The following is a 26,028-nucleotide window of genomic DNA, read 5'->3' on the forward strand; positions in this document are numbered from 1 at the left end:
CAGGCGTACCGCCCGACGATAACGGCCGCGGTCGCTGGCTACAATGCACGTTCCGTGACAGAAGGTTCCGCCATGCGCACCATCCGCATCCACGTCGACGCACCGCTCGCGAGCGGCGCGGACATCACCCTGCCCGCCCAGGCCGGCGAGCACGTCGCACGCGTGCTGCGGCTGGAAGCGGGCGCGCCGGTGGTGCTTTTCTCCGGACACGACGGCATGGAATACGACGCCACGCTCGCCAGCGTCGGCAAGCGCGAGGTCGTGGCTTCGGTCGGCGTGGGTCGTGAAGTGACGAACGAGTCGCCCCTTCGCCTCACGCTCGCACAGGGCGTGGCGCGCGGCGAGAAGATGGATCTCATCGTGCAGAAGGCGACGGAGCTGGGCATCGCCCGGATCGTGCCTATCGTCACCGAGCGCTCGGAAGTGAAGCTCGACGCGGCGCGCGCGGAGAAACGCCTGATCCACTGGCGCGCCGTGGCCGCCAGCGCGTGCGAGCAGTCGGGACGCGCGACGGTACCGGTGGTGGAGCCCGCGATCCCGCTGGCGACGTGGCTCAAATCACTCGACGAGGGCGGCCCGATGCGCCTCGCCCTCCTGCCGGAAGGCACGACGCGACCGTCGAAACTCGGAACCGTGGACGCCGCCATCCTCGCCATCGGCCCGGAAGGCGGTTTCGGCGAGCGCGACCGCTCGGCACTCGACGCGTCCGGGTTCACTGGTTTGCGACTCGGACCACGCATCCTGCGCACCGAAACGGCCGGACTCGCGGCGATCGCGGCGCTACAGGCGATCTACGGCGATATCTGACTCGCTACCGAAGGGTGGGAGCCGATCGTATCGGCGACGGGGTGCTCGCGCGGGGATCGCCGATGCGATCGGCTCCCACCCTTCGGTAGGCAGGGCAGCTCAGAGCGCCGCGGCGATACGCGCCATCACCGCGTCGTCCAGCAGCGGCACGGCATCCAGCGCCTTGAGGTTTTCCTCGAGCTGGGCGGTGCGGCTCGCGCCGAGGATCACCGTGGAGACGTGCGGATTCTTCAGGCACCACGCGAGTGCGAGGCGGGCAAGGGGGATGCCGAGGTCGGCGGCGATAGGCGCCAGCACCCGCACGGCCTTCAGGCGCGCGCCATCGTTTTCGAGCAACGCGTCGCGCAGCCACGCGTAATCCGGATGACCCAGCCGCGAATCGTCTGGCACGCCATCGTTGTACTTGCCGGTGAGCAGGCCCGAGGCCAGCGGCGACCAGATCGTGGTGCCCATGCCATAGGTTTCGTACAGGGACGCGTATTCGCGCTCGACGCGTTCGCGGTGCAGCAGGTTGTACTGCGGCTGCTCCATCGACGGCGCGATCAGGTTGCGCTGGCGCGCGACGCGGTGGGCTTCCTCGATCTGCTCGGCCGACCACTCGCTCGTGCCCCAGTACATCACCTTGCCCTGGCGCACGAGCGCGTCCATCGCCAGCACGGTCTCTTCGACCGGCGTCTCCGGATCCGCGCGATGACAGAAATACATGTCGAGGTAATCGACACGCAGTCGCTGCAACGCCTGATGGCAGGCGTCGAACACATGCTTGCGCGACAGCCCCCGCTGCGTGGGCTTCGGGTCGGTCGTCGCGCCGAAGTACACCTTGCTGGAAACGCTGTAAGCGTCGCGCGGCAGTCGCAGGTCGGCGATCACGTCGCCCATCAGCCGCTCGGCGTCGCCGGCGTTGTACGTCTCGGCGTTGTCGAAGAAGTTCACGCCATGGTCGTACGCCAGCGCGATCAGCTCGCGCGCCTCCGAGCGGCCCACCTGCCGACCGAACGTCACCCAGGCACCGTAGGACAGCGCGGAGACCTTGAGGCCGGTCGAACCGAGACGGCGGTATTCCATGGCGGAAACTCCTAGGCGATGAAGTGGAGGATCAGGAACAGGACGACGGCGGCGAAGACGCCCGCGATGAGATCGTCGAGCATCACGCCGAAGCCGCCCTTCACGCGACGGTCGAACCAGCCGATCGGCCACGGCTTCCAGACGTCGAACAGGCGGAACAGCGCGAACCCGAGAACGATCGACCACCAGGGACCGTGCAACGCCGGCATCAGGGCGATCCACTGGCCGACGAATTCGTCCCAGACGAGGCTGCGGTGATCCGCGACGCCGAGGATCCGGCCCGCCGCGTCGCACGCCGCGACGCCGATGACGAAGGCGACGACGATCACGCCCAGCCAGGCGATGACGGTGAGATCGCGCAGGAAGAGCCACGGCAGGATCGCGGCGAGGGAACCGAACGTGCCCTGCGCCTTCGGCGTCAGACCCGATCCGAATCCCGTGGCGAGCCAGCCCGCGGGCGTCGCGAGCAGGCGGCGCCGATCCGCCGGATCGAGGACGTATTTCGTGCTCATGCGACGAAATGGTTCCAGCCGGCACGCGTGGGTTCGAACGCCGCGCCGTCGCCGTCCAGCACGCGCACGCCCGCTCCCTCGACGATGCGGCCGATGCGCGTCGCTCCGCAGCCGAGGCGGGCGAGCGTGGCCCCGACCTCGCCCGCGCGATCCGCTGGGACGGTGAAGCACAACTCGTAGTCGTCGCCACCGCCGAGCGCGAAATCGAGCGCGTCGACGTCGGCGAAATGGGTAAGCAGGCCGGACGACCGCGGCAGCATCGGCGCGTCGATATCCGCGCCCACGCCGCTCGCGGCGCAGATGTGGCCGAGGTCGGCGACGAGGCCGTCCGAGATGTCGATGCAGGCGGTGGCGATGCCACGCAACGCCTGGCCGGCCGAGACGCGCGGCGTCGGCCGGTTGAGGCGTTCGATCAGCGACGCATAGGGTGCCGTGTCGGCCTCGGCGAGGCAGCGCAGCCCCGCGGCGGCATCGCCGAGCGTGCCGGTGACCATGACGACGTCGCCCACGCGGGCACCCGAGCGCAGCAGCGCCTCGCCCGGTGCGCTGAAGCCGTGGACGGCCACCGTGACCGTCAGCGGGCCACGCGTGGTGTCGCCGCCGATGAGCGCGAGCCGATAGGGTGTCGCCAGTTCCGCGAAGCCACGCGCGAGGCCGTCGAAGAACGCCTCGTCGCCATCGGGCGTCGACAGGGCGAGCAGCGCCCACGCGGGCGTGGCGCCCATCGCGGCGAGGTCGGACAGATTGACGGCGAGCGCCTTCCAGCCGATATCGGCCGCGTCGGTGCCGTGCGGGAAGTGCACGCCGGCGACGAGGGTGTCGACGGCGATCGCCAGCTCGCGGCCGGCCGGTACCGCGACCACCGCGGCGTCGTCACCGATGCCGGTGACGACGTCGTCGCGATGGACTTCGGTATGCCGGCGGATCCGGTCGATCAGGTCGAATTCCATGCGGTTTCCTTGGAGGAGAAAGCGCGCGGGAATCGCGACGCCGGGGTCAGGATCGCTTCTCGGCCGTACGCCAGTGCGTCGCGAGTTTGTCGAGCACGCCGTTCACATAGCTGTGGCCATGGTCCGCGCCGAAGCGCTTCGTGGCTTCGACCGCTTCGTTGATCACGACGCGGTACGGCACGTCCGGCCGGTATTTCAGCTCGTACGCGCCCATCCGCAGGGCCGAGAGCTCGATCGGATCGATCTGCGCGACTTCGCGGTCGACGAACGGCTTGATGCCGTCGTCGAGTTCCTTCACGTGCTTCTCGACGCCGCGCAGGATGTCCTCGAAGTACTCGAGATCGGCCACGACCATGTCCTGCTCGTGGCGGAACTGCTCGATCACGCTGCCCATCTTCGCGCCGCCGATCTGCCAGGCGTAGAGGGCCTGCAGGGCGCGGCGGCGGGCGCGCGAGCGCGCGGCGAGATCGATGCCGTGCGGAGGCGTGCTGGTCATTGGCCGAGCTTCGTGTAGAGGTTGGTCATCTCGATGGCGACCATCGCGGCGTCGGCACCCTTGTTGCCTGCCTTCGTGCCGGCACGCTCGATCGCCTGCTCGATGCTGTCGGTCGTCAGGACGCCGAAGCAGACCGGGACGCCGGAGGCGTAGGCGGCCTGGCCGAGGCCCTTGGCGGCTTCGCCGGCCACGTAGTCGAAATGCGGCGTCGAGCCACGAATGACGGCACCGAGGCCGATCACCGCGGCGTACTGGCCCGTGTTGGCGACCTTATAAGCGGCCTGCGCGATCTCCCACGCGCCCGGCACGCGGATCAGGTCGATCGCGTCGTCCTTCACGCCGTGGCGGACGAGCGCGTCGCGCGCGCCTTCGACCAGCGGTTCGACGACGAACGCGTTGAAACGGCCGGCCACGATGGCGAAACGGCCCTTGGGGGTGGCGAAATCGCCTTCGATGATCTTCATGTTCGGGGAATCCTGGGCGGAATGGTCGCCGCGCGACCGGGTATTTTACGAGGTTTTCGGCCGGGGGTGGCCGCTGAATCGGAGGGTCGCGCGATCGTCGGCGACCTGCAGGCGCCCGGCGACCCCGAACGGCAGCGTGAGCTTGGCCGGCCCGTGCCCGAACGGCAGACCGCGGATGACCGGGATGCCGGCCGCCGCGGCGATGCGCTCGAACACCGTGTCGAGGTCGTAGCCGTTGTCGTATTCGGCCACCCGGTAGCTGGTGAAGTCGCCCACCAGGAGGGCCTTCTGCGCGCCCAGCACGCCGGCGTGCAGCAGGTGGTAGAGCATGCGCTCCACCCGGTACGGCGGTTCCGCGATGTCCTCGACGAACAGCAGGCCGCCGTCGATGGCCGGGAAATACGGCGAGCCGACGAGGCCCGCGAGCATCGCGAGGTTGCCGCCCCATAGCGTCCCTTCGGCCGCGAGGGTGCCCACGCCCGGCGCTTCCCACTCGCCGACGGCCTCGTCGTCACGCAGCGTGCGCCACAGGTGTTCCCAGGTGAACGCGTCCAGTTCCGGGGCGCCGAAGTCGGGGCCGAGCATGGGGCCACCGTAGGTGACGATCCCCGCGCGCGCGAAGAGCGCGCACTGCAGCGCCGTGAAGTCGCTATGGCCGATCAGCGCGACGGGCGCCCCGCGCAGGCGCTGGCCCAGCGCGTCGTAATCCAGCAAGGGCAGCAGCGGATGGGCGCCGTACCCGCCACGGATGGCCAGCACCACATCCGGGAGCGGACGCCGCGGGTCGCCGAGGCCGTTGATATCCGCCGCCCGCTCGGCATCGGTGCCCGCGAAGCGGAGGTCGCGCCGTTCGAGAACCTCGACGCCGTCGACGCGGTGGCCCGCGCCCTCGAGTCGTTCGATGCCGCGCTGCATGGCTTCGGGGATGTGCGGATAGCCGGAGGGTGCGATGAGGCGAATGTCGTAGCGAAAGGCCATTGCGTGCTGAGCCGTGTTTCGATGGTCAAGGAATAAAGGCTGGGGACCAGGATGGCAACCCGAAGGTGCGCTGGCTCACCCCGCCTGCTCGACCACCTCGAGCCCGAAGCCCGCGATGCCGACGAACTTGCGCGGCGTACCCATCACGCGCAGGCGCCTGACGCCCAGCTCCGCGAGAATCTGCGCGCCCAGACCGAGCTGACGCCATTCCTGGTCGTCCTTCGGCGCAGGCATCGGCGCCGCGTCGCCCTTCAGGCGCGCCAGCAGCGCTTCCGGCGTATCGGCGCCGGAAAGCACCAGCAGCACGCCGCGATCCTCCGCGTCGATACGGCGCAACGCGTCGGTCACCGTCTGGCCGAGGTCTTCCCGTTTCAGGTGCAGCACGTCGGAGAGCGTGTTGCGCACGTGCACGCGTGTCAGCACGGGTTCGCCGTCGGCGATGTCGCCGCGCGTGAGCGCGAAATGCAGGCCGTTGCGGATCGCGTCGCGGAAGGCCACGAGGCGGAAACGGCCGAACTCGGTGTCGACGTCGTCGGCGAACACACGCTCGACGGTCTTCTCGGTTTCGAGCCGGTAGCGGATCAGGTCCGCGATCGTGCCGATCTTCAGCCCGTGCTTCGCGGCGAAGATTTCGAGCTCCGGACGCCGCGCCATCGAGCCGTCGTCGTGGAGGATCTCGATCAGCACCGACGCGGGCTCCAGACCCGCCAGCGCCGCGAGGTCGCAGCCCGCTTCCGTGTGGCCGGCACGCGTCAGCACGCCGCCCGCCTGCGCGGTCAGCGGGAACACATGCCCGGGCATGGTGATGTCCGCCGGCTTTGCGTCCTTCGCCACGGCCACCTGCACGGTGCGCGCGCGATCGTGCGCTGAGATGCCCGTGGTGACGCCTTCGGCGGCCTCGATCGAGACGGTGAAATTGGTGTGGTACGGCGAATTGTTGTCGCTGACCATGGGCTTGAGCCCGAGCTGGCGCGTGCGCTGCTCGGTCAGCGTGAGGCACATCAGGCCGCGTGCCTCGCGGACCATGAAGTTGACGTCTTCCGGACGCACCTTCTCGGCGGCCATGACGATGTCGCCTTCGTTCTCGCGGTCTTCGTCGTCGAGGATCACGACCATGCGCCCCTGGCGCAGGTCTTCGAGGATCTCGGGGATGGTGTTGAAGGGCATGGGTCGTATCCGCTCAGGCGAAGCCGTGCTGTTTGAGGAAGGCCTCGTCGAGGCGCGGACTGCCGCCGCTGCTGAGCAGGCGCTCGATGTAGCGCGCCACGACATCGACCTCGATGTTCACGGCATCGCCGGCGCGGCGCGCCGAGAACGCGGTGTGCTCCACCGTGTGCGGAATCAGGTTGACGCCGAAGCGGTTGCCCTCGACCTCGTTGACCGTAAGGCTGGTGCCGTCGATGCACACGGAGCCCTTGTGCGCGATGTAGCGCGCCAGGTCCGAAGGCACTTCGAAGGTCCAGCGCAACGAGCGGCCATCGGGCACCACCGAGACGACCTTGCCGGTGCCGTCCACATGGCCGGACACGAGGTGCCCGCCGAGGCGATCGGCGAGGCGCAGGGCCTTCTCGAGGTTCACGGGATCGCCGGCCTTGTGCCTGCCGAGCGTGGTATGAGCGAGGGTTTCGTTCGAGACGTCGGCCGCGAAGCTGGCGGCGTCGAAGTCGATCACGGTCAGGCAGACGCCGGAGACGGCGATGCTGTCGCCGAGGGCGACGTCGGCCATGTCGAGGCCCGACGTATCGACGGTGAGGCGGACGTCGCCGCCACGCGGCTCGAGACGCGCGATGCGGCCGACGGCCTGGATGATGCCGGTGAACATGTCAGCGACCTCCCCGGAAGGAGGCGACGCGCATTTCGGTTTTCATGAAACGTTTCCCGCGGTGGTGAGCGAAAAACGCCCCAAGGCATGGCCTGCACACGCCCCTGCCGGAGCGTGCGGAGACCGTCTTCTTTCATCCGGACTATGACCGTCGGCTCCGGCATCGGACCGGATCTGCTGACCTTCCGGCGGAACCGGAAGCGCTCGCGGGCTCGTTCCTCGCGGAACCTACCGCCGGTGGGGAGTCGCACCCCGCCCTGAAGACGCTGTGGAGGCCGGATCCCGGAGGAGCCAGCCGGCGAAGGATAGCATGGGGTCTTTTCCGCGACTTGCAACGGCACGCCGCGTGCCGGTGGCGAGGCCTGTCGCTCCTCGCGAAAAGATGTCGCGCGCAGGGCGCGCTCCTACCGGGGAGGGATCGGGCCAGGTTGTTTCGCCAGAACCTGGTCCATGACCCAGCTGGTGCGCGCACCGGTGCGCGCGGTCGAGGGGCAGGTGCCCTGCCCCGTGAGTTCCGCGACGATCGATGCGATGAGCGGCTGCTGGATGTGTTCGGGATTGACGACGACGATGTCGTCCACGCGACCGTCCGTCTCGACGCGGATCGGCCCGTCGCCGAACGTGGCGAAGACGAGGCGGCCGCGGTCGCCGACGATCTCGACGCGATCCTCGCGACGGTCGGCCGCGAAGTTCCACAGCCCGGTTCCGAGCACGCCGCTGTCGAAGCGAAAGGCCATCGCCACCGTGTCTTCCGCGGGATAGGCGCCGAGCTGGTTCGAGACCATGCCGCGCGCGTCGACGATCGGCCCCAGCAGGAAGTCGAGGATGTCGAGGGTGTGGCAGCCGATGTCGACGAAGATGCCGCCGCCGGAGATCTCCGGGCGCACCGTCCAGGGCAGGTTCGCCGGATCGCGGTAACGCGCTTCGAAGGGATGGTGCAGCAGGACGTTGACGAGGCGCGGCGTGCCGATCGCATGCTCCGCGAGCAACGCCGCGATGCGCTGGAAACGCGGCAGCATGCGCCGGTAATAGGCGACGAAGACGGGCACGCCGGCCGCTTGGCCGGCGTCGATGATGGCCTGGCATTCGGCGTGGTCGATCGCCATCGGCTTCTCGACGTAGACCGGCTTGCCCGCGGCGATCGCCATCAGCGCGTACTCGCGATGGCTCGAGGGTGGCGTCGCGACGTAGATCGCGTCGACCTCCGGATCGGCGATCAAGGCGGCGGCATCGTCGTACCAGCGCGGCACGCCATGGCGCATCGCGTAGTCACGCGCCTTGTCGCTATCGCGTCGCATGACCGCCACGAGCGAAGAGCCGGGAATCTTCTGGAACGCCGGACCGCTCTTCACTTCGGTGACCGCCCCGCATCCGACGATGCCCCAGCGGACCTGCGCGAGCGGACGCGCCGGAATCACCGGGCCAGCGGCCGCAGCTGCAGTCGCGTGTCGTCGCCGACCTGACGACGGTCGACGGTATCGAGCTTCCAGCGCGCCGCCATGTCGTCCAGCGGCGGCAGCGTCAGCATCGGCCGGGCGCTGCTGCCGAGGAGGATCGGCGCGACGTACACGAGCAACTCGTCGGCCAGGCCGGCGGCCAGCAACGCACCGCACAGGACGGGACCGGCCTCGACGTGCACTTCGTTGACGTCGCGCAGGGCGAGCGTGTGAAGCGCGGCGCGCAGGTCGAGGCCGCCGTGATCGTAGCGACGGACCGTGCTGCGCTCGACGGTTTCCAGATGCGCCGGCACGACGGCGTCGGGCGCGTGCAGCAGCAGGGTCGGCGCCGCGCCGTCGAGCACGTTCGCACCGGCGGGCGTGCGCAGACGGCTGTCGAGGATCGCGCGCAGCGGCGGCACGAACGGCTCGTCGCCGGGCAGGCGCACGGTGAGTCGCGGATCGTCGGCGAGGACGGTACCGCTGGCCGAGAGGATGGCGGACGCGCGAGCGCGCCAGCGCTGCACATCCGCACGGGCGGGCTCACCGGTGATCCACTTCGACGAGCCATCGGCCAGCGCCGTGCGCCCGTCGAGGCTCATCGCGAGCTTCACGCGCACCCAGGGACGTCCGCGCTCGATGCGGCTGAAGAATCCGATGTTCAGTTCACGCGCCTGATCGCGCATCAGGCCGACCTGCACCCCGATACCGGCCTCGCGCAGTTTCGCGATGCCCGCGCCGTCGACCTTGTCGAACGGATCCTCGTGCGCGATCACGACGCGACCGACGCCCGCGGCGATCAACGCATCCGCGCAGGGCGGCGTGCGGCCGAAGTGGGCGCAGGGCTCGAGCGTGACGTAGGCGGTGGCGCCGCGCGCCGAATCGCCGGCCTCGCGCAACGCGAAGATTTCCGCATGCGGCTGACCCGCGCGCGGATGCCAGCCGGTACCCAGTACCGTCTCACCGCGGGCGATGACGCAGCCGACGCGCGGATTGGGCTGGGTGGTGTGCATGCCCCGCGCGGCGAGACGCAGCGCATGCGCCATGTGGACATGGTCCATGGCGGGGAAGAACGGGCGCGACATCAGGACTTGCGTCCTCGCCTGGCCGCCTCGAGCAGCGGCAGTTGCAGCCCTTCCATCGACGGCAGGTCGCGCTCCAGCTTCTCGATCTCCTCGCGGAACGCATGGACGTCCTCGAAGCGACGGTAGACGGAAGCGAAGCGCACGTAGGCGACCTGATCGAGTTTCTTCAGTTCGCGCATGACGAGCTCGCCCACCTGGCGCGACGGCACTTCGCGCTCGCCGCTGCGACGGAGGTCGTCGACCACCGCGCGAACGGCGGTGTCCACGGCGTCGCTCGCGACCGGGCGCTTCTGCAGGGCGCGCTCGAAACTCACGCGCAGCTTGTGTTCGTCGAACGGCTCGCGGCGATCGCCGGATTTGACGATCGCCGGGAGCTTCAGTTCGGCGGTTTCGAACGTATTGAAGCGTTCGCCGCACTGCGGGCACTCACGGCGGCGACGCACCGTGCTCCCGTCCTCCGTGAGGCGGGAGTCGATGACGCGCGTGTCTTCATGCTGGCAGAACGGACAGTGCATCGATCAGCCGTAGACCGGGAACTTCGCGCACTGCTCGGTGACCTTCTTGCGAACGGCCGCGATCACGGCCTCGTCGCCCGGCGCGTCGAGCACATCGCAGATCCACGTCGCCAGTTCGATGGTCTCCGCTTCCTTGTAGCCGCGGGTGGTGATCGCCGGCGTGCCGACGCGGAGGCCGGACGTGACGAACGGCGAACGCGGATCGTTCGGCACGGCGTTCTTGTTCACCGTGATGTGCGCCTTGCCCAGCGCGGCTTCGGCGTCCTTGCCCGTGACGTCGCGACCGATCAGGTCGATCAGCATGAGGTGGTTCTCGGTGCCGCCGGACACGACCTTGTAGCCGCGTTCGATCAGCGTCTTCGCCATGGCCTTCGCGTTGGCGACCACCTGCTTCTGGTAATCGGTGAAGGCCGGCTCGAGGGCCTCCTTGAACGCGACGGCCTTGGCGGCGATCACGTGCATCAGCGGGCCGCCCTGGATGCCCGGGAAGACGATCGACTGCAGCTTCTTCTCGAGCTCCTCGCCGAGGCCCTTCGCCACGATGATGCCGCCGCGCGGACCGCGCAGCGTCTTGTGCGTGGTGGAGGTGACCACGTGCGCGTGCGGCACCGGGTTCGGATAGACGCCCGCGGCGACGAGGCCGGCGATGTGCGCCATGTCGACGAAGAGGTACGCGCCGACCTTGTCGGCGATCTCGCGGAACTTCGCCCAGTCGAGAATCTGCGAGTAGGCGGAGAAACCGGCGACGATCATCTTCGGCTTGTGCTCGACCGCGAGCTTCTCGATCTCGGCGTAATCGACGAGGCCGGTGTCCGGGTCGATGCCGTACTGCACGGCGTTGAACAGCTTGCCGGACATGTTCACCTTCGCGCCGTGCGTGAGGTGACCGCCGTGGGCGAGGCTCATCCCGAGGATCGTGTCGCCCGGATTGAGCAGGGCGAAATAGACGGCCTGGTTGGCCTGCGAGCCCGAATGCGGCTGCACGTTGGCGTAATCGGCGCCGAAGAGCTTCTTCAGGCGCTCGATCGCCAGCTTCTCGGCGACGTCGACGTATTCGCAGCCACCGTAGTAGCGCTTGCCGGGATAACCCTCGGCGTACTTGTTCGTCAGCACCGAGCCCTGGGCTTCCATCACGCGCGGGCTGGCGTAGTTCTCGGAGGCGATCAGTTCGACGTGGTCTTCCTGGCGGCGGGCCTCGCCCGCGATGGCCTGGGCGAGCTCGTCGTCGTAACCGGCGATCGTTGCATCCTTCGGGAACATCTGAACCTCGTGCGGGGAGCCATGGGAAAGGGGAAAAGTGTAGCCGACGTGGGGGTTTGCAGCCAGCCGGACAAGGGCCGGGACGCCGGTTTGAGCGATCTCCTACGTCCCGACAAGCAGTGGGCCGACTCCGCCCCACGGGCGCGGCACCTAGGCTGACCACGGGCGCCCTAACGCCCACCCCTCCCCCTCCCCAGGAATGGACACCATGCGACTGCGACACCTCCCCCTAGCACTGGCACTCGCCGCGGGCTGCCTGGCGATCGGCCCGGCGGCGAACGCCAGCTCATCCGCGGCGGCGTTCGACGCCGCCCTGGCCGCCGGCCACGCCCCGGCGTTCGCGCTGGAATACGACGGCGTCATGCATCGGATCGCGGGCCTGGACCAGCTCGAGGTCGAGCTCGAAGGTCCCGACGGCCAGCCCGGAGCCATCTACGCGGCGCAGGTCGACGGTCGGCCGGCCACGATCGTACGGCTCGGCGATCGGCTGGACATCGCCTACGACGACGAGAAGCCGTCCGCGGCCGGCAGGGCGAAGCGCTCCGGCGAATGGATCCCCGACTACGCCGGCCTCGACGACGTCGCGGGCATGGACGACGAAAACCCACCCGATCCGGAAGCCGACCAGCCCGGTGGCGACGGCCTGAACGTCTGGATCTTCCTCCACGACAACGCGAACGAGCCGGACAACGAGCGCTTTGTCAACTGGTACACGGCCTGGTGGCTCAAGGAGATGAAGAACGACGTGATTCCCGGGAAGCCCGTCCGGGTGTTCCTGAAGACACGCGTTCCCGGCCTCACCGACCTCGACTACCACGCCGGCACCCAGGTCGATCGACTGCACGACGTCCACCTCAGGGGCTTCGAATACGTGGACGGCGTCGGCGGACACCCCGGCCCGCTGACCCGCTACATGCTTTTCGTCGACAAGCCGGCGGGCAACTGGGGCTCGAACGCGGTCGGGGTCGCCCTCGACCGGGGCAAGTCGGCCATGGCGAGCAGGACCGGCCCCCGGCACATCGTCGCGCATGAACTGGGCCACACGATCGGGGGTGTCCACGAGCACGCGCAGACCTTCCCCTGCGCCAGCAGCATGGCGGGCTACGTGCTGGCCACCATCAGCTGCCGCTGGTACACCTCGGCCAACCAGCGAAACATCCGCGAGTTCCTGACGCCGCTGCTCTGAGGCACGTCCCCGGGGCCCTCGAGAGGGGGTCCCGGCACCGCGCATGGCCACCGCCCCGTCACCCCGACCGGTTATAATCGGGGTTTGCCTGCCGGGAGCACGCTCGTGCTCCCCCGGCCCGCTTTGCCTGACGGAGCACCCATGCAATACATCTACACCATGAACGGGGTGAGCAAGATCGTCCCCCCGAAGCGCCAGATCATCAAGGACATCTCGCTCTCGTTCTTCCCGGGCGCCAAGATCGGCCTGCTGGGCCTGAACGGCGCGGGCAAGTCGACGGTGCTCAAGATCATGGCCGGCGTCGACACCGACTTCCAGGGCGAGGCACGCGCCAACCCGGGCACCAAGATCGGTTACCTCGCGCAGGAGCCCGATCTCGACCCGAACAAGACGGTGCGTGAAGCGGTCGAGGAAGGCGTCTCGGAAGTGCTCGACGCGCAGAAGCGCCTGGAAGAGGTGTACGCGGCGTATGCCGAGGAAGGCGCGGACTTCGACAAGCTCGCCAAGGAGCAGGAGGCCCTCGAAGGCATCCTCGCGGCGAACGACGCCCATGCCCTCGAGCGCCAGCTGGAAGTCGCCGCCGACGCGCTGCGCCTGCCGCCGTGGGACGCGAAGATCGGCCCGCTGTCGGGCGGCGAGAAGCGTCGCGTGGCCCTGTGCCGCCTGCTCCTCTCCAAGCCGGACATGCTCCTGCTCGACGAGCCGACCAACCATCTCGACGCCGAATCCGTCGACTGGCTGGAAACGTTCCTGCACGACTACCCCGGCACCGTCGTGGCCGTCACGCATGACCGCTACTTCCTCGACAACGCCGCCGAGTGGATCCTCGAGCTCGACCGCGGCCGCGGCATTCCCTGGAAGGGCAACTACACCGAGTGGCTGGAACAGAAGGACCAGCGTCTCGCGCAGGAAGCCAATCAGGAAAAGTCGCGCCAGAAGGCGATCAAGAAGGAACTCGAATGGGTTCGCTCGGCGGCCAAGGGTCGCCAGTCGAAGGGCAAGGCGCGCCTGAACCGCTTCGAGGAGCTGAACTCGGTCGAGTACCAGCGCCGCAACGAAACCAACGAGATCTTCATTCCGCCGGGCGAGCGCCTGGGCCAGGAAGTGATCGAGTTCCGGAACGTCACCAAGTCGTTCGGCGACCGCGTGCTGATCGAAGACCTCTCGTTCAAGATCCCGGCCGGCGCCATCGTCGGCGTGATCGGTCCGAACGGCGCCGGTAAGTCGACGCTGATGAAGATGATCATGGGCAAGGAATCGCCGGACTCCGGCGAAGTGAAGCTCGGCCACACGGTCAAGCTCGCCTACGTCGACCAGTCGCGCGACGCCCTCGATCCGAAGAACAACGTCTGGCAGGAAGTCTCCGGCGGTTCGGACATCCTCACGATCGGCAACTTCGAAATCCAGTCGCGCGCCTACATCGGCCGCTTCAACTTCAAGGGCACCGACCAGCAGAAGATCGTCGGCCAGCTGTCCGGCGGTGAGCGTGGCCGCCTGCACATGGCCAAGACGCTGCTCCAGGGCGGCAACGTGCTGCTGCTCGACGAACCGTCGAACGACCTGGACGTCGAAACGCTGCGCGCGCTCGAAGACGCCCTGCTCGAATTCCCGGGCTGCGCGGTGGTCATCTCGCATGACCGCTGGTTCCTCGACCGCATCGCCACGCACATCATCGCGTTCGAAGGCGATTCGCACGTCGAGTTCTTCCCGGGCAACTACAACGAGTACGAGGCCGACAAGAAGCGCCGTCTCGGCGACGACGCCGGCCCGAAGCGCGTGAAGTACAAGAAGCTGGTCTGACGCAGACCTGCCTTCGGTGCAGGAGCGGACCCGGCCGCGACAGCTTTTCGCGATACGCGGCAGGACCTGTCGCGGTGAGTCGAAAGGCTGTCGCGGCCGGGTCCGCTCCCACCGCCTCCACCCGACGCCGCGAGTAAATCCATGAACTTCATGACCGCCCTGAAGGACGCCTGGCGTCGCAACGAATCCCTGGTGTGCGTGGGACTCGACCCGGAGCCGGGCCGTCTGCCGGCGGGTCTTTCGGGCACCGAAGGCATCTTCGAATTCTGCCGGGACATCGTCGATGCGACGGCCGGTTCGGTCTGCGCCTTCAAGCCGCAGATCGCCCACTTCGCCGCGCAGCGCGCGGAAGACGTGCTCGAGCGCCTGATCCGGCACATCCACGACCGCCATCCCGGCATCCCGGTCATCCTCGACGCGAAGCGCGGCGACATCGGGTCCACGGCGAAGCATTACGCCATGGAAGCGTTCGAACGCTACGACGCCGACGCGGTCACCCTGAATCCGTACCTCGGGCACGACTCCGTCGCGCCTTTCCTGGAGCGCGCGGACAAGGGCGTCATCCTGCTCTGCCGTACGTCCAATCCGGGCGGCAAGGATTTCCAGGCGCTCGACTGCGGCGGCGAACCGCTGTACATCCGCGTGGCGCAGACCATCGCGCGCGAATGGAACGGAAACGGCAACTGCGCGCTGGTCACGGGCGCCACCTGGCCGGAAGAACTCGGCCGCGTTCGCAGGGAAGTCGGCGACATGCCGTTGCTCGTTCCCGGCATCGGCGCCCAGGGCGGCGATGTGGAAGCGGTGGTTCGCGAGGGCAGGACCGCCGACGGCACAGGCCTGATGATTTCCTCGTCTCGCGCCATCCTCTACGCCGGCAGCGGCTCGGACTTCGCCGACGTAGCACATCGGGCGGCGGAAGAAATGAGAAAATCGGTCAACTCTTTCTTATCGTAAGCTTACAAGCGAATAGCAGTCGCAAATTGTACGATTTAGCAACTGCAAAAGGCTTACGCTGCTACTCCGCGCTATCGAACAATATCGGGCTAGAAGCGCCATAGCGTTCCACCGGAGTTGTCAATGCCACTTACCAACCGAGGTTTTTCCCAACGCCTGCATGTCGCGCTGGACATGGCTGGCGTGAAGAAAGGCCGCGGCCGAATCACGCAGCTGGCCGATCTGTTCGACGTCAGCCGCGAAACCGCCCGGAAATGGCTCAGCGATCTCGGCCTGCCCGAACTCGAGCGCCAGATCGACATGGCGACTCGTTTCGGCGTTAACTTCGAATGGCTCGCGACCGGCCGTGGCTCGCCCAACGGCGCCACGGGCGTCCGCGAAAGCCCCGCCCTCTATCGCGCCGATTCCCGCGAGCAACTGCGTCTCGTGGGCCTGGTCAGCCGCATGCCCAAGGAGCGCCGCAAGGCACTGCTGGTCATCATCGAGGCGCTGGCCGACGCCGAATAAGAACGCGGGGTGTCGCGCGCGCTCAGTCGTCCGCGACATCCATCCCCGGAAAGAGCACCTCGGTGAATCCGAAGCGCGAGAAGTCCGTGATCCGCGACGGATACAAGCGCCCGATCAGGTGATCGCATTCGTGCTGGACTACGCGCGCATGGAATCCTTCGGCGACACGATCGATGGGCGCGCCGTGCGGATCAACGCCGGTGTAGCGGATCCTCGTGTAGCGCGCGACCACGCCGCGCAGGCCGGGCACCGACAGACAGCCTTCCCAGCCCTCCTCCATCTCGTCCGAGAGCGGCACGATCGTCGGATTCAGGAGAATGGTTTCCGGCACCGGCGGCGCGTCGGGATACCGTTCGCTGCTGTCGAAGCCGAAGATCACCAGCTGCAGGTCGACGCCGATCTGCGGCGCGGCCAGACCCACGCCACCGACGTGGTGCATCGTCTCGAACATGTCCCCGATCAGCGCATCGAGTTCGGGTGAACCGATCATCTCGGGCGGCACGGGCGGCGCGATGCGCAGGAGGCGCTCGTCGCCCATCTTCAGGATCTCGCGAATCATGGGGGTCCCGGGGAATGGGGGAGCCTCCAGCATGGCGCCGAAACGCCCACCGCTCAAGCGCGGAGGCACGCCGCCGGTCCCGCGGCCATTCGACCAATGGCTAATACGTGAAACCCCGCGCGGCGATTGACCCCCGCGCCGACGGGGACGACCCTTGGTCCATCCGCACGGGGAGCTCCAAACACCATGAACAGCGCCATTCCCAAACCCAGTCCCGCGGGCAAGCTCCTGTGGGCTGCCATCGCCATCGTCGGCGCCTGGTGTCTCGGCGTCGTCGCCTTGCGCCGCGGCGAACCGATCAACGCGATCTGGCTGGTGACGGCGTCCATCGCCGTCTTCCTGATCGGTTACCGCTTCTACAGCCGGCTGATCGCCAACCGGGTGCTGCAGCTCGACCCCACCCGGGCCACGCCCTCGGTGCTGCGCAACGACGGCCTCGATTACGTGCCCACCGACCGGTGGGTCGTCTTCGGCCACCACTTCGCCGCGATCGCGGGCGCGGGCCCCCTGGTGGGTCCGGTCCTGGCCGCGCAGATGGGTTACCTGCCCGGCACGTTGTGGATCCTCGTCGGCGTGGTTTTCGCCGGCGCGGTGCAGGATTTCATGATCCTCGGACTCTCCCTGCGTCGTGACGGCCGATCCCTCGGCCACATGCTGCGGGCGGAGCTCGGCGAGGTACCCGGCGTGATCGCGATGGTCGGCGTGCTCGTCCTCATGATGATCGTGCTGGCCGTGCTGGCACTGGTCGTCGTCAAGGCGCTGACCCACAGCCCCTGGGGCACATTCACCGTCGCGGCGACGATTCCCATCGCGCTGCTGATGGGCGTCTACCTGCGCTACATCCGTCCGGGACGGATCCTCGAAGTGTCGATCATCGGCCTGATCCTGCTGCTCGCATCCATCTGGTACGGCAAGGTCGTCAACGACACGCCGGCCGTCGCGGCGCTGTTCGATTTCGACGCCAAGGCCCTCGCCTGGCTGCTGATCGGTTACGGCTTCTTCGCCTCGGTACTGCCGGTGTGGCTGCTGCTCGCGCCGCGCGACTACCTCTCCACGTTCCTGAAGATCGGCACGATCCTGCTGCTCGCGCTGGCCATCTTCCTCGCCGCGCCGACGCTGCAGATGCCGGCCATCACGAAGTTCGTCGACGGCACCGGCCCGGTCTTCGCGGGCAACCTGTTCCCGTTCCTGTTCATCACGATCGCCTGCGGCGCCGTGTCGGGCTGGCACTCGATCATCGCCTCGGGCACCACGCCGAAGCTGCTGGCGAACGAAGGGGAAGCCCGCCTCGTCGGCTACGGCGGCATGCTCATGGAAGCCTTCGTCGCGATCATGGCGCTCATCGCCGCGGCGTCGCTCCACCCCGGCGTGTACTTCGCGATGAATTCGCCCGGCGCCCTCGTCGGCACCACGGCCGAGCAGGCCGCGCAGACGATCAGCAGCTGGGGCTTCCTCGTCACGCCGGCCGAACTGACCGACACGGCGCGCAACATCGGCGAAGGGACGATCCTCGGCCGCGCCGGCGGCGCACCCACGCTCGCCGTCGGCATGGCGCAGCTGCTGCACAACGTCATGCCGGGCAAGGACATGATGGCGCTGTGGTACCACTACGCCATCCTGTTCGAAGCGTTGTTCATCCTCACTACCGTCGATGCCGGCACGCGCGTCGGCCGCTTCATGATCCAGGAGCTGGCCGGCATGGCCTGGGCGCCGCTGAAGCAGACGGAATCGTGGCTCGGCAACGTCGTCGCCACGGTCATCTGCGTCGGACTGTGGGGTTACTTCCTGTACCAGGGTGCGGTCGATCCGCTGGGCGGCATCAACACGCTGTGGCCGCTGTTCGGCATCGCCAACCAGATGCTGGCTGCGATCGCGCTGATGCTGGCCACGGTGGTCACCGTCAAACTCAAGCGCGAACGGTACGTGCTCGTTCCGGCGGTGCCCGCCGCGTGGCTGGTGATCTGCACGCTCACCGCCGGCTGGCAGAAGCTCTTCGACGAGAAGATCAGCTTCACCGCCGCCGCGAACAAGTACGCCGCCGCGGCCGCCGAGGGCAAGCTCCTCGCGCCGGCGAAGACCGCCGAGGAAATGCAGCGGATCATCACGAACAACCGCGTCGACATGGTCCTCACCGGCCTGTTCATGCTGCTGGTGCTGACGATGCTGTTCTTCTCCCTGCGTTCGATCGTCCGCGCATGGAAGGCCAACCGGCCGACCGCGCAGGAAGAGCCGTACGTGGCCCTTTCCAGCGTGACGGGCTGAGGAGCGGATCATGGCGACCATGCATCCGGGATCGCTATGGCGCTGGGCGGTGCAGACCGCCCGGCTCTGCTGCGGCGTGCCCGACTACGACGTGTACGTGAAACATCTGCGCGAGCATCACCCGGACCGGGCGGTGCCGTCCTACGGCGAGTTCTTCCGCGAGCGACAGGAGGCGCGCTATCGAGGGACCGGCGGGCGCTGCTGCTGAGTTTCTCGGGCAGGAGGCCGATGCGGGCCCAGGGCGGGGCGATCGGTCTTCGCGACGCGCCATACGAAAAAGCCCGGCGAGAGCCGGGCTTTTCTTCGTTCCGACGCGCGAGAAGCGCCTCAGAGATCCTGGTGATACTGCACGTAAGGCGTACGCGACTGATCGGGCTCCGGGCCTACCGGGCCGCTCGGCGCGTTGCCCGACGACCAGACGTTCTGAGCGCCGACCGACAGCTCGCCGCGCCACGGCAGGCGCCACGTAACGCCGAGATCGATGGCGCTCCAGCGACGATCCGGATTCAGGCCGTTCACCGCGTTGGCTTCCGGCTGCATGGTGCGGCCGGTGATGAGGCCCGAGAGCGGACCGCGGTCCACGCCGAAGCTCAAGGCCTTCTGGTCGACGGAACCGATGCCGAGCAGGTTGCCCGGCAGGAGCCGGATGCGGCCGATGCTCGCGCCGAGATCGATGCCGCTGCGCGCGCCGAGATCGACCCGCCCGTGCGCGTTGAATTCCGTGCTGGACGAGAGCGCGCCGATCGGAAGGCCCGAAGCGGTAGCCAGGCCAGGCAGCACGCGCGGCAATGCCGCACCCGTGCCGGTCGGGCGGCTGGAACCCACGCCTAGGCCGACGCTGTAGCCCGAGCCGCGATACGTGGCCCCGACTTCGCTGCCGACGATGCGCGGAGGAGCCCCCGGTGTGCTGCAACGATCGCCGCGGCTACCCGCGCCGCAGGATTCGGCCGAATTGATCCAGCCCTGTCCGCTCACGCTGGCATGCGCCTGGACGCGCGGGCCGATGTCGTACTGGAGGCCGCTGGTCAACGCCGGACCGGATTCCACCGGCCGCAGGGCCAAGGGCTGGGTCGAATCGGCGCGATCGTCGGACCGCAGGGAGAGAGCGCGACCGTCGGGAGCGCGCCAGAGCGGCACGCTGGACGGATCGGTCGGGCCGCCGGCGCCGAGCAGACGGTTGGCCGTGGCGTCCTGCCCGACCGGCGCCACCTGTCCTGCCGCGGCGAGCGGCATCAACAGAAGCATGGTCAGAAAGGAACGGCGCATGGAGTTCGTGCTCTGCAACGGCTGAGTTTCCCCGCGTCCCGCCTCAGCCTGACGGGAACGACCCGAGTATACCCCGTTTTACTTTTTACTAACACCCCGGCGAGTCCCCCTTAAGGAACGCTGTCCGTTGCCGTTTATGTCCATGAGGGGGCGCCCGCCGGGGGGCGGCGGCTCCCGGAAGCGCGCCACGGCGCCCCATCGCGCCGCCGCCGCAACGCATATAGACTGCAATCGACCACGACCGGAACCCCGTCAGGCGATGACCTTCGCTCCATCCCAAAGCCCGACCCTGCAGGCACCCGGTCACACGGAGGCCGCGCCGTTGCAGGAAGCCGTCGAGCGCCTGCTCCGCGCCGCGGACGCCGAGTCGGTCCGTACGGAGTGCGAGGCTTTCGTCCGTTTCCTCCTGCCCGGCGCCGTCGTCTCCTGGCGCCCCGCCGCCAACCCTATCGCCGCCGGCGCGCGGGAACTGGCGATCGATCCACAGAACGAGCGTTACGTCGACGTTTCCGCCGATGGGGTCGAGCTGGCGGCCGCCGCCGACATGCTCGCCTGGCTGAGCCGCCTCGCCGCAGCCCGCCTCCGGCAATTGGCGGAGACGGCGAACCTCTACGAGGCCATCTCGCGGCTCGCCCTGGCCGAGCGCCTGCAGCGCGCGCTCTACGCGATCGCGGAGCAGGCGGGTGCCGAGCACAACATGAAGGACATGATGAGCGCGCTCCACGGCATCGTGGGCAGCCTCATGTACGCCGAGAATTTCTTCATCGTGCTCTACGACGCGCAGAACCGCACCGTGCGGTTCCCGTATTTCGTGGACACCGAAGACAAGGACATCCCCGATCCGGAAGGCATCCGCGCGATCGAGGCCATCGAGAACACGCTCACCTGGCACGTGCTGCAGAGCGGCCGCGCCATGATGGGCGCGAGCAGCGAGCTCGAGAAGAATCTCCCGGGCCCCCGCGTGCCGATCGGTCCGCCGAGCGACGACTGGCTGGGCGTGCCCATGAAGCGTGGCGACGACGTGGTCGGTGCGCTGGTGGTGCAGAGCTACCGCGACGACACGCGCTACACCGAGAACGATCGCGACCTGCTCACCTACGTCGCCCAGCACGTGCAGACGGCGCTGGAACGGCGCCAGGCGCACGAGGAACTGGAGCGGCGCGTCACCACGCGCACCGCGGCGTTGCGCGAAGCGAACCGGGTGCTGCGCCAGCAGGTGCTGCAGCGCCAGCGCGGCGAGCGGCTCCAGGCGGCGCTGTTCCGCATCGCGGAGCTGGCGAACACCTCGGACAGCATCGAGAACTTCTACGCCGCCGTGCATCGCGTCATCGGTGGCCTGCTCTACGCGCGCAACTTCTACATCGCGCTGCTCTCCGAAGACCAGAACAAGCTCACGTTCCCCTACTCCGTCGACGAGCTCGACGGCGTGCGCGAGCCGCGCGAGCTCGGCCGCGGGCTGACCGAATACGTGCTGCGCAACGGCAAGGCGCTGCTCGCCGATCGCGACGAGATCGACCGCCTCAACCGCGACCAGGTGCTCTCCACCTCGGGCGCGCGCTCGCTGCACTGGCTCGGCGTGCCGCTGATCTGGAACGAGAAATCGATGGGCGTGCTCGCGGTGCAGAGCTACACGCCCGAGCACACGTACAGCGCGCGCGATCAGGAACTGCTCACATTCGTCAGCTACCACATCGCCAACGCGTTGCAGCGCAAGTACACGACCGAGTCGCTGAAGCAGGCTTATGCGAGCCTGGAGCGTCGCGTCACCGAGCGCACCCGCGCGCTGGCACTGGCCAACCGCGACCTGCGCGAGCAGATCGCCGAGCGCGAGCGCGTCGAGCGCCGCCTGAAGTACGAAACCCTGCACGACTCGCTGACGGGCCTGCCCAACCGGACGCTGCTGTTGCAGCGCCTCGAGCAGGCGCTGAACCACTACCGCGAGAATCCGGGCGACCTGTTCGCGGTGCTGTTCATCGACCTCGACCGCTTCAAGGTCATCAACGATTCGGTCGGCCACCTCGTCGGCGACGACCTCCTGTTCCAGGTCGGCGGACGCATCCGTGCCTGCCTGAAGACGCGCGACGTCGTCGCGCGTCTGGGCGGCGACGAATTCGCCGTGCTGGTCGAGGGCATCGTCGATCCACAGGCCGCGACGCACATCGCCGAGCGCATCATCGCGCAGCTGCAGACGCCGTTCCGACTGGGCGCGAAGGAGATCTTCACCTCCGCCTCGATCGGCATCGCCCTGCCGACGCCCGAGTACACCCGTCCGGAAGAGCTCCTGCGCGACGCCGATTCGGCCATGTACCGCGCGAAGGACGAGGGGCGCCACCGCGCGGCCGTGTTCGACGACCGCCTGCGCCGCGAGGCCCTTTCGCTGCTGGAACTGGAGGGCGATCTGCGCCGCGCCCTCACTCGCAACGAATTCGTCCCGTTCTTCCAGCCCATCGTCGACCTCGAGGACACCCGCGTGGTCGGCTACGAGGCGCTGCTGCGCTGGCGCCATCCCGAGCGCGGCCTGCTGCCGCCCGGCGAGTTCCTCGCCGTGGCGGAGGACACCGGCTGCTCGGAGGCGATCGACTGGCAGATCTTCGAGCAGGTGGCGCGACAGGCGCGCGCCCTCGTCGGCGACGAAGGCTTCATCAGCATCAACGTATCGGGCAGCCACTTCAGGTCGCCCGACCTCGACCAGCGGCTGCTCGACCTGCTCGCGGAACATCGCGTCCCGGCGCGATCCATCCGCGTGGAAGTGACGGAACGGGCGCTGCTGGAGAACCCGGCGCAGGTGAAGCGGATCCTCGAGAACCTGCGCGACCACGGCGTCGGCATCGCGCTCGACGATTTCGGCACGGGCTATTCGTCGCTCAGCTACCTGCACCAGTACCCGATCGAGACCCTGAAGATCGACCGCTCGTTCGTCACCGAGCTACCGGCGGAGGACAGCACGGCGCACAGCACCGCCGTGGTGCGTGCGATCCAGGCGCTGGCGGACTCACTGCGCATGCAGGTGATCGCCGAGGGCATCGAAACCGAATCGCAGATGCGCGCGCTGCGCCGCATCGGCTGCCGCTTCGGCCAGGGCTTCCTGTTCGCGCAACCCCAGCCGGCGAGCAAATGGCTGGGCGCGCCGCTGTCGCTCGACGCCTGACCCGGCACGGCAGGAGCGGACCTGGCCGCGACGGCTTTTCGCCGAAACCAGCGAGCTGGCGCGGGCCTCCCGGACCGAGGCGAAAAGCTGTCGCGGCCGGGGCCGCTCCTACCGTTGTCCTTACTGGAGTGTCGAGGGTGACGGGGGCGTTTCGGCCTGGGTGAGCAGGCGTTCGGCGTCCACGCGATCGAACGTGTAGCGCGTGGCGCAGAACTCGCAGACCACTTCGATCTCGCCGGCGCGATCCTCCAGCGCCGCCTCGACCTCGGTGCGGCCCAGCGCGCGGAGCATGCCCTCGACGCGCTCCTGCGAGCACGTGCAGCCGAACTCGAGCGCGCGCGGCTCGTACATCCGCACGGTTTCCTCGTGGTACAGGCGGTAGAGCAGTTCCTCGGGACGCGTGGCCAGCATTTCCGCGGCGCTCAGCGTCGCCGTCAGGTGGCCCACGCGATCCCATGCGTCGTCGTCCTGCTCGGCCGCGCCGTGGCCACCCTCGCCCGGCACCGGCTGCAACATGAGTCCCACCGCGTGATCGCCGTTGGCGGCCAGCAGGATACGCGCGGGCAACTGCTCGGATTTCTCGAAGTAACCTTCCAGCGCGGCGGCGAGCTGCGACGACGGGCCCTCGTGGGTCGACGCGTCGGCCCCGTCACCCGCGAGGTCGACGATGCCCTGATAGCGGCCGCGATCGGCCTGGCCGATCGTGATGACGAGGAGCGCCTCCGGCGCGCGCGCCAGGTTCACGGCATCGGCCAGCGCGCCCGGCTCGTTCTCGTCGACGCGCGCGAGTCCGCGAAGGCGGCCCTTGTCCGTGCACTCGGCGAACAGCAGGCGCAACGACCCCTGGCTCTTGAACTCGATCGAGAGCGAGCCTTCGAACTTGATGTTGCCCGTGAGCAGCGCGCTCGCGGCGACGGCCTGACCCAACGTCGCACGCAGCGGCGTGGAGTACTCCGCGCGGGAGGCGATTTCCTTCCAGCTGGCGCCGAGCCGCACCAGCACGCCCCGCACGCCCGCTTTCTCGAGCATGAAGCGGTGCAGCACGTCCTCGGACACGAGGGTATCGACGATCTGATCGGTCACGGTGAGGGTCTCCTGGTGATCCGACGAAAGGTGGGGCCTCGCCCGGGCAGCGACAAGCCCATGCCGGCCGACGGCCCTTATACTGCGCCATCCTCCGTCATCGCGCCGACATGAGCCAGACGCCTCGTTCTCCCCTTCGCCGCCTCGCCCAGATCGTCGGCCTGCTCGTTCTCGCGTGGCTCGCGCTGTCGTGCGTCGTCGTGATCGCGTTCCGCTTCGTGCCGCCGTGGACCAGCGCGATGATGATGGAGCGCCGTGTCGAGGCGCTGGTGGCGCACGAGGACGGTTTCACGTTCCGGCACACCTGGGTGCCGTCAGAGCGCATCTCGCCGCAGGTGGGCATCGCGATGGTCGCGGCCGAGGACCAGAAATTTCCGTACCACCATGGCTTCGACGTCGACGCCATCCAGGACGCGATCGATGCCGCCGACGAGGGCAGGCGGCTGCGTGGCGCGAGCACGATCAGCCAACAGGTCGCGAAGAACCTGTTCCTGTGGAACGGGCGCAGTTTCGTCCGCAAGGGCCTCGAGGCCTGGTTCACCGTGCTGATCGAGACCTTCTGGCCGAAGCAGCGCATCCTCGAGGTCTACATGAACACCGTGGAGCTCGGCAACGGAATCTACGGCGTCGGCGCCGCCGCCGAAACCTTCTACCGCACCTCCGCCGACCGGCTGAACGCGACGCAGGCCGCGCGCCTCGCCGCGGTCCTGCCGAATCCGCGCCGCTTCCGCGTCGACGCCCCCAGCGCCTACGTCGAGCGGCGCACCGCGTGGATCGTCCGCCAGGCGGGTCAGCTGGGCGGCCCTGCCTATCTCTCCCGTCCCGCGCCCGTGTCCGGCCGCGTCCGCTGAGGCCCGCATGACCTTCTCGCTCGCCATCGTGGTCCCCGCATACAACGAGTCCGCCGTGGTCGACATCTTCCACGCGAGGCTGTCCGCGGTGCTCGACGGCATCGACGCGACGTCGCGGGTGATCTACGTTGACGATGGCAGCCAGGACGGCACCTGGCAGGTGCTCTGCGCCGTGGCCGGGCGGGATGCGCGCGTCGAGACGATCCGCCTGTCGCGCAACTTCGGCAAGGAGGCCGCGATGACGGCCGGCTTCGACGCCGCCGACGCGGACGCCGTGGTCGTCATCGACATCGATCTGCAGGATCCGCCCGAACTGATCCCCGCGCTCGTCGCTCGCTGGCAGGAAGGCTTCGACGTGGTCTACGCCACGCGCGGCGAACGCGACGGCGAGACACGCACGAAGAAGTTCACCTCCGCGGCGTTCTATCGCGTCATGGAGCGTCTCTCGGACACGCCGCTGCCCCGCGACACCGGCGACTTCCGCCTGCTGTCGCGGCGCGCCGTGGACGCACTGCGCCAGCTCCGCGAGCGCCAGCGCTTCATGAAAGGCCTGTTCACCTGGATCGGCTACCGGCAGACGTCGGTCACCTACCACCGCGAAGCGCGTCGCGCGGGCGCGACGAAGTGGAACTACTGGCGCCTGACGAACCTCGCGATCGAGGGCATCACCTCGTTCTCGACCGCACCGCTCCGCCTCGCGACCTGGGTCGGCGTCTCGGCGGCGACGCTGGCGTTCCTCTACGGCCTGTGGATCGTGCTGAAGGTGCTGCTCTGGGGCGATCCCGTGCGCGGCTATCCCACGCTGATGGTCGTGATCCTCTTCCTGGGCGGCGCGCAGCTGCTCGCGCTCGGCGTCATCGGGGAATACGTCGGGCGCACGTATTCCGAGTCCAAGCGTCGTCCGCTCTACTACGTGGACGAGCACCGCGGTGGCCGTCCTTCACCCAGCGATTACTCCACGCTTCCCGACCGGCGCTAGACTGACGCCATCGCGGCGGGGGCCGCATCCAACCGGGGAGTGG

The 26,028-nt window shown here is 68.4% G+C and carries 25 protein-coding genes and 1 riboswitch; of the genes, 10 read left to right on the forward strand and 15 right to left on the reverse strand.

Translation table 11 applies throughout. From position 1 onward, the window contains the following. The first annotated feature begins 72 nt into the window (after positions 1 to 72). Complete coding sequence (locus BMY69_RS16105; RefSeq protein ID WP_090180138.1) at positions 73 to 807, forward strand: 16S rRNA (uracil(1498)-N(3))-methyltransferase; 735 nt, start codon at positions 73 to 75, stop codon at positions 805 to 807. Between the two features lie 99 nt (positions 808 to 906). Here the strand turns inward: BMY69_RS16105 and BMY69_RS16110 are convergent, their stop codons facing one another. The 12 genes from BMY69_RS16110 to glyA all read right to left on the reverse strand — a co-directional run bounded on the left by BMY69_RS16110 (position 907) and on the right by glyA (position 11,390). After that, positions 907 to 1,872: a potassium channel beta subunit family protein gene (locus BMY69_RS16110; protein WP_090180140.1), complete on the reverse strand. Its 966-nt coding sequence runs from the start codon at positions 1,870 to 1,872 to the stop codon at positions 907 to 909. An 11-nt stretch (positions 1,873 to 1,883) separates the two neighbouring features. Beyond that, positions 1,884 to 2,384: a phosphatidylglycerophosphatase A family protein gene (locus BMY69_RS16115; RefSeq protein WP_090180143.1), complete on the reverse strand. Its 501-nt coding sequence runs from the start codon at positions 2,382 to 2,384 to the stop codon at positions 1,884 to 1,886. Then, on the reverse strand, positions 2,381 to 3,334 hold the full coding sequence (gene thiL, locus BMY69_RS16120; RefSeq protein WP_090180146.1) for a thiamine-phosphate kinase: 954 nt from the start codon (positions 3,332 to 3,334) through the stop codon (positions 2,381 to 2,383). Before thiL ends, BMY69_RS16115 begins: the two co-directional genes overlap by 4 nt. A gap of 46 nt (positions 3,335 to 3,380) precedes the next feature. Next, complete coding sequence (gene nusB / locus BMY69_RS16125) at positions 3,381 to 3,830, reverse strand: transcription antitermination factor NusB (RefSeq protein WP_090056944.1); 450 nt, start codon at positions 3,828 to 3,830, stop codon at positions 3,381 to 3,383. Next, positions 3,827 to 4,294 carry a 6,7-dimethyl-8-ribityllumazine synthase gene (gene ribE, locus BMY69_RS16130; RefSeq protein WP_090180148.1) on the reverse strand — a complete coding sequence of 156 codons (468 nt, stop codon included), beginning with the start codon at positions 4,292 to 4,294 and terminating at the stop codon, positions 3,827 to 3,829. Before ribE ends, nusB begins: the two co-directional genes overlap by 4 nt. A gap of 45 nt (positions 4,295 to 4,339) precedes the next feature. Continuing rightward, the gene (gene ldcA / locus BMY69_RS16135) at positions 4,340 to 5,272 is read right to left on the reverse strand and encodes a muramoyltetrapeptide carboxypeptidase (RefSeq protein ID WP_090180150.1); all 933 of its coding nucleotides are present in this window, start codon (positions 5,270 to 5,272) and stop codon (positions 4,340 to 4,342) included. Positions 5,273 to 5,347: 75 nt separating this feature from the next. After that, a complete protein-coding gene (gene ribBA / locus BMY69_RS16140) occupies positions 5,348 to 6,439 on the reverse strand; it encodes a bifunctional 3,4-dihydroxy-2-butanone-4-phosphate synthase/GTP cyclohydrolase II (protein WP_090180153.1) in 1,092 nt (363 codons plus the stop codon). Between the two features lie 13 nt (positions 6,440 to 6,452). Then, a complete protein-coding gene (locus BMY69_RS16145; protein ID WP_090056936.1) occupies positions 6,453 to 7,094 on the reverse strand; it encodes a riboflavin synthase in 642 nt (213 codons plus the stop codon). 121 nt (positions 7,095 to 7,215) lie between these two features. Further along, positions 7,216 to 7,363: riboswitch (FMN riboswitch) on the reverse strand. 135 nt (positions 7,364 to 7,498) lie between these two features. After that, positions 7,499 to 8,509 (reverse strand): Gfo/Idh/MocA family protein, encoded by a 1,011-nt coding sequence (locus tag BMY69_RS16150; protein ID WP_090180460.1) that lies wholly within the window; start codon positions 8,507 to 8,509, stop codon positions 7,499 to 7,501. Beyond that, complete coding sequence (gene ribD / locus BMY69_RS16155; protein ID WP_090180464.1) at positions 8,509 to 9,576, reverse strand: bifunctional diaminohydroxyphosphoribosylaminopyrimidine deaminase/5-amino-6-(5-phosphoribosylamino)uracil reductase RibD; 1,068 nt, start codon at positions 9,574 to 9,576, stop codon at positions 8,509 to 8,511. Before ribD ends, BMY69_RS16150 begins: the two co-directional genes overlap by 1 nt. Before the next feature lie 38 nt (positions 9,577 to 9,614). Beyond that, positions 9,615 to 10,130 (reverse strand): transcriptional regulator NrdR, encoded by a 516-nt coding sequence (nrdR, locus tag BMY69_RS16160; RefSeq protein WP_090056934.1) that lies wholly within the window; start codon positions 10,128 to 10,130, stop codon positions 9,615 to 9,617. 3 nt (positions 10,131 to 10,133) lie between these two features. Further along, positions 10,134 to 11,390: a serine hydroxymethyltransferase gene (gene glyA, locus BMY69_RS16165; protein WP_090180155.1), complete on the reverse strand. Its 1,257-nt coding sequence runs from the start codon at positions 11,388 to 11,390 to the stop codon at positions 10,134 to 10,136. A gap of 208 nt (positions 11,391 to 11,598) precedes the next feature. Between glyA and BMY69_RS16170 the strand changes: the two genes are divergently transcribed. The 4 genes from BMY69_RS16170 to BMY69_RS16185 all read left to right on the forward strand — a co-directional run bounded on the left by BMY69_RS16170 (position 11,599) and on the right by BMY69_RS16185 (position 15,837). After that, on the forward strand, positions 11,599 to 12,576 hold the full coding sequence (locus BMY69_RS16170) for a zinc metalloprotease (RefSeq protein WP_090180158.1): 978 nt from the start codon (positions 11,599 to 11,601) through the stop codon (positions 12,574 to 12,576). A gap of 141 nt (positions 12,577 to 12,717) precedes the next feature. Beyond that, positions 12,718 to 14,376 (forward strand): energy-dependent translational throttle protein EttA, encoded by a 1,659-nt coding sequence (gene ettA / locus BMY69_RS16175; protein ID WP_090056927.1) that lies wholly within the window; start codon positions 12,718 to 12,720, stop codon positions 14,374 to 14,376. 141 nt (positions 14,377 to 14,517) lie between these two features. Beyond that, on the forward strand, positions 14,518 to 15,330 hold the full coding sequence (pyrF, locus tag BMY69_RS16180) for an orotidine-5'-phosphate decarboxylase (protein WP_090180160.1): 813 nt from the start codon (positions 14,518 to 14,520) through the stop codon (positions 15,328 to 15,330). A gap of 123 nt (positions 15,331 to 15,453) precedes the next feature. Continuing rightward, positions 15,454 to 15,837, forward strand: coding sequence for a DNA-binding protein (locus BMY69_RS16185; RefSeq protein ID WP_139206108.1), 384 nt, complete (start codon positions 15,454 to 15,456; stop codon positions 15,835 to 15,837). Between the two features lie 22 nt (positions 15,838 to 15,859). Here BMY69_RS16185 and def read toward each other — a convergent pair whose 3' ends face one another. After that, complete coding sequence (gene def / locus BMY69_RS16190; RefSeq protein ID WP_090180163.1) at positions 15,860 to 16,396, reverse strand: peptide deformylase; 537 nt, start codon at positions 16,394 to 16,396, stop codon at positions 15,860 to 15,862. Between the two features lie 186 nt (positions 16,397 to 16,582). Between def and BMY69_RS16195 the strand changes: the two genes are divergently transcribed. Further along, on the forward strand, positions 16,583 to 18,658 hold the full coding sequence (locus BMY69_RS16195; protein WP_090056919.1) for a carbon starvation CstA family protein: 2,076 nt from the start codon (positions 16,583 to 16,585) through the stop codon (positions 18,656 to 18,658). A gap of 10 nt (positions 18,659 to 18,668) precedes the next feature. Continuing rightward, positions 18,669 to 18,866, forward strand: a complete 198-nt coding sequence (locus tag BMY69_RS16200) for a YbdD/YjiX family protein (RefSeq protein WP_217642661.1) — start codon at positions 18,669 to 18,671, stop codon at positions 18,864 to 18,866. 119 nt (positions 18,867 to 18,985) lie between these two features. Here the strand turns inward: BMY69_RS16200 and BMY69_RS16205 are convergent, their stop codons facing one another. Next, positions 18,986 to 19,924, reverse strand: coding sequence for a hypothetical protein (locus BMY69_RS16205; RefSeq protein WP_090180165.1), 939 nt, complete (start codon positions 19,922 to 19,924; stop codon positions 18,986 to 18,988). Between the two features lie 259 nt (positions 19,925 to 20,183). Between BMY69_RS16205 and BMY69_RS16210 the strand changes: the two genes are divergently transcribed. Continuing rightward, a complete protein-coding gene (locus BMY69_RS16210; protein WP_090056913.1) occupies positions 20,184 to 23,072 on the forward strand; it encodes a bifunctional diguanylate cyclase/phosphodiesterase in 2,889 nt (962 codons plus the stop codon). A gap of 120 nt (positions 23,073 to 23,192) precedes the next feature. Here the strand turns inward: BMY69_RS16210 and BMY69_RS16215 are convergent, their stop codons facing one another. Then, on the reverse strand, positions 23,193 to 24,155 hold the full coding sequence (locus BMY69_RS16215) for an Hsp33 family molecular chaperone HslO (RefSeq protein ID WP_255364589.1): 963 nt from the start codon (positions 24,153 to 24,155) through the stop codon (positions 23,193 to 23,195). Positions 24,156 to 24,265: 110 nt separating this feature from the next. Here BMY69_RS16215 and mtgA point away from each other — a divergent pair, with 110 nt between their 5' ends. Beyond that, positions 24,266 to 25,006: a monofunctional biosynthetic peptidoglycan transglycosylase gene (gene mtgA, locus BMY69_RS16220; RefSeq protein ID WP_090180167.1), complete on the forward strand. Its 741-nt coding sequence runs from the start codon at positions 24,266 to 24,268 to the stop codon at positions 25,004 to 25,006. A gap of 7 nt (positions 25,007 to 25,013) precedes the next feature. Continuing rightward, positions 25,014 to 25,985, forward strand: coding sequence for a glycosyltransferase family 2 protein (locus tag BMY69_RS16225; protein WP_090180169.1), 972 nt, complete (start codon positions 25,014 to 25,016; stop codon positions 25,983 to 25,985). The last annotated feature ends 43 nt before the right edge of the window (positions 25,986 to 26,028 follow it).

The sequence above is a fragment of the Luteibacter sp. UNC138MFCol5.1 genome (genome assembly GCF_900110505.1).
Classification (GTDB): Bacteria; Pseudomonadota; Gammaproteobacteria; order Xanthomonadales; family Rhodanobacteraceae; genus Luteibacter.

Bases quoted from the DNA above. Each gene is read 5' to 3' on its own strand.
- BMY69_RS16105 (WP_090180138.1), top strand. From the start codon at position 73: ATGCGCACCATCCGCATCCACGTCGACGCACCGCTCGCGAGCGGCGCG.
- BMY69_RS16110 (WP_090180140.1), bottom strand. From the start codon at position 1,872: ATGGAATACCGCCGTCTCGGTTCGACCGGCCTCAAGGTCTCCGCGCTG.
- BMY69_RS16115 (WP_090180143.1), bottom strand. From the start codon at position 2,384: ATGAGCACGAAATACGTCCTCGATCCGGCGGATCGGCGCCGCCTGCTC.
- thiL (WP_090180146.1), bottom strand. From the start codon at position 3,334: ATGGAATTCGACCTGATCGACCGGATCCGCCGGCATACCGAAGTCCAT.
- nusB (WP_090056944.1), bottom strand. From the start codon at position 3,830: ATGACCAGCACGCCTCCGCACGGCATCGATCTCGCCGCGCGCTCGCGC.
- ribE (WP_090180148.1), bottom strand. From the start codon at position 4,294: ATGAAGATCATCGAAGGCGATTTCGCCACCCCCAAGGGCCGTTTCGCC.
- ldcA (WP_090180150.1), bottom strand. From the start codon at position 5,272: ATGGCCTTTCGCTACGACATTCGCCTCATCGCACCCTCCGGCTATCCG.
- ribBA (WP_090180153.1), bottom strand. From the start codon at position 6,439: ATGCCCTTCAACACCATCCCCGAGATCCTCGAAGACCTGCGCCAGGGG.
- BMY69_RS16145 (WP_090056936.1), bottom strand. From the start codon at position 7,094: ATGTTCACCGGCATCATCCAGGCCGTCGGCCGCATCGCGCGTCTCGAG.
- ribD (WP_090180464.1), bottom strand. From the start codon at position 9,576: ATGGCGCATGCGCTGCGTCTCGCCGCGCGGGGCATGCACACCACCCAG.
- nrdR (WP_090056934.1), bottom strand. From the start codon at position 10,130: ATGCACTGTCCGTTCTGCCAGCATGAAGACACGCGCGTCATCGACTCC.
- glyA (WP_090180155.1), bottom strand. From the start codon at position 11,390: ATGTTCCCGAAGGATGCAACGATCGCCGGTTACGACGACGAGCTCGCC.
- BMY69_RS16170 (WP_090180158.1), top strand. From the start codon at position 11,599: ATGCGACTGCGACACCTCCCCCTAGCACTGGCACTCGCCGCGGGCTGC.
- ettA (WP_090056927.1), top strand. From the start codon at position 12,718: ATGCAATACATCTACACCATGAACGGGGTGAGCAAGATCGTCCCCCCG.
- pyrF (WP_090180160.1), top strand. From the start codon at position 14,518: ATGAACTTCATGACCGCCCTGAAGGACGCCTGGCGTCGCAACGAATCC.
- BMY69_RS16185 (WP_139206108.1), top strand. From the start codon at position 15,454: ATGCCACTTACCAACCGAGGTTTTTCCCAACGCCTGCATGTCGCGCTG.
- def (WP_090180163.1), bottom strand. From the start codon at position 16,396: ATGATTCGCGAGATCCTGAAGATGGGCGACGAGCGCCTCCTGCGCATC.
- BMY69_RS16195 (WP_090056919.1), top strand. From the start codon at position 16,583: ATGAACAGCGCCATTCCCAAACCCAGTCCCGCGGGCAAGCTCCTGTGG.
- BMY69_RS16200 (WP_217642661.1), top strand. From the start codon at position 18,669: ATGGCGACCATGCATCCGGGATCGCTATGGCGCTGGGCGGTGCAGACC.
- BMY69_RS16205 (WP_090180165.1), bottom strand. From the start codon at position 19,924: ATGCGCCGTTCCTTTCTGACCATGCTTCTGTTGATGCCGCTCGCCGCG.
- BMY69_RS16210 (WP_090056913.1), top strand. From the start codon at position 20,184: ATGACCTTCGCTCCATCCCAAAGCCCGACCCTGCAGGCACCCGGTCAC.
- mtgA (WP_090180167.1), top strand. From the start codon at position 24,266: ATGAGCCAGACGCCTCGTTCTCCCCTTCGCCGCCTCGCCCAGATCGTC.
- BMY69_RS16225 (WP_090180169.1), top strand. From the start codon at position 25,014: ATGACCTTCTCGCTCGCCATCGTGGTCCCCGCATACAACGAGTCCGCC.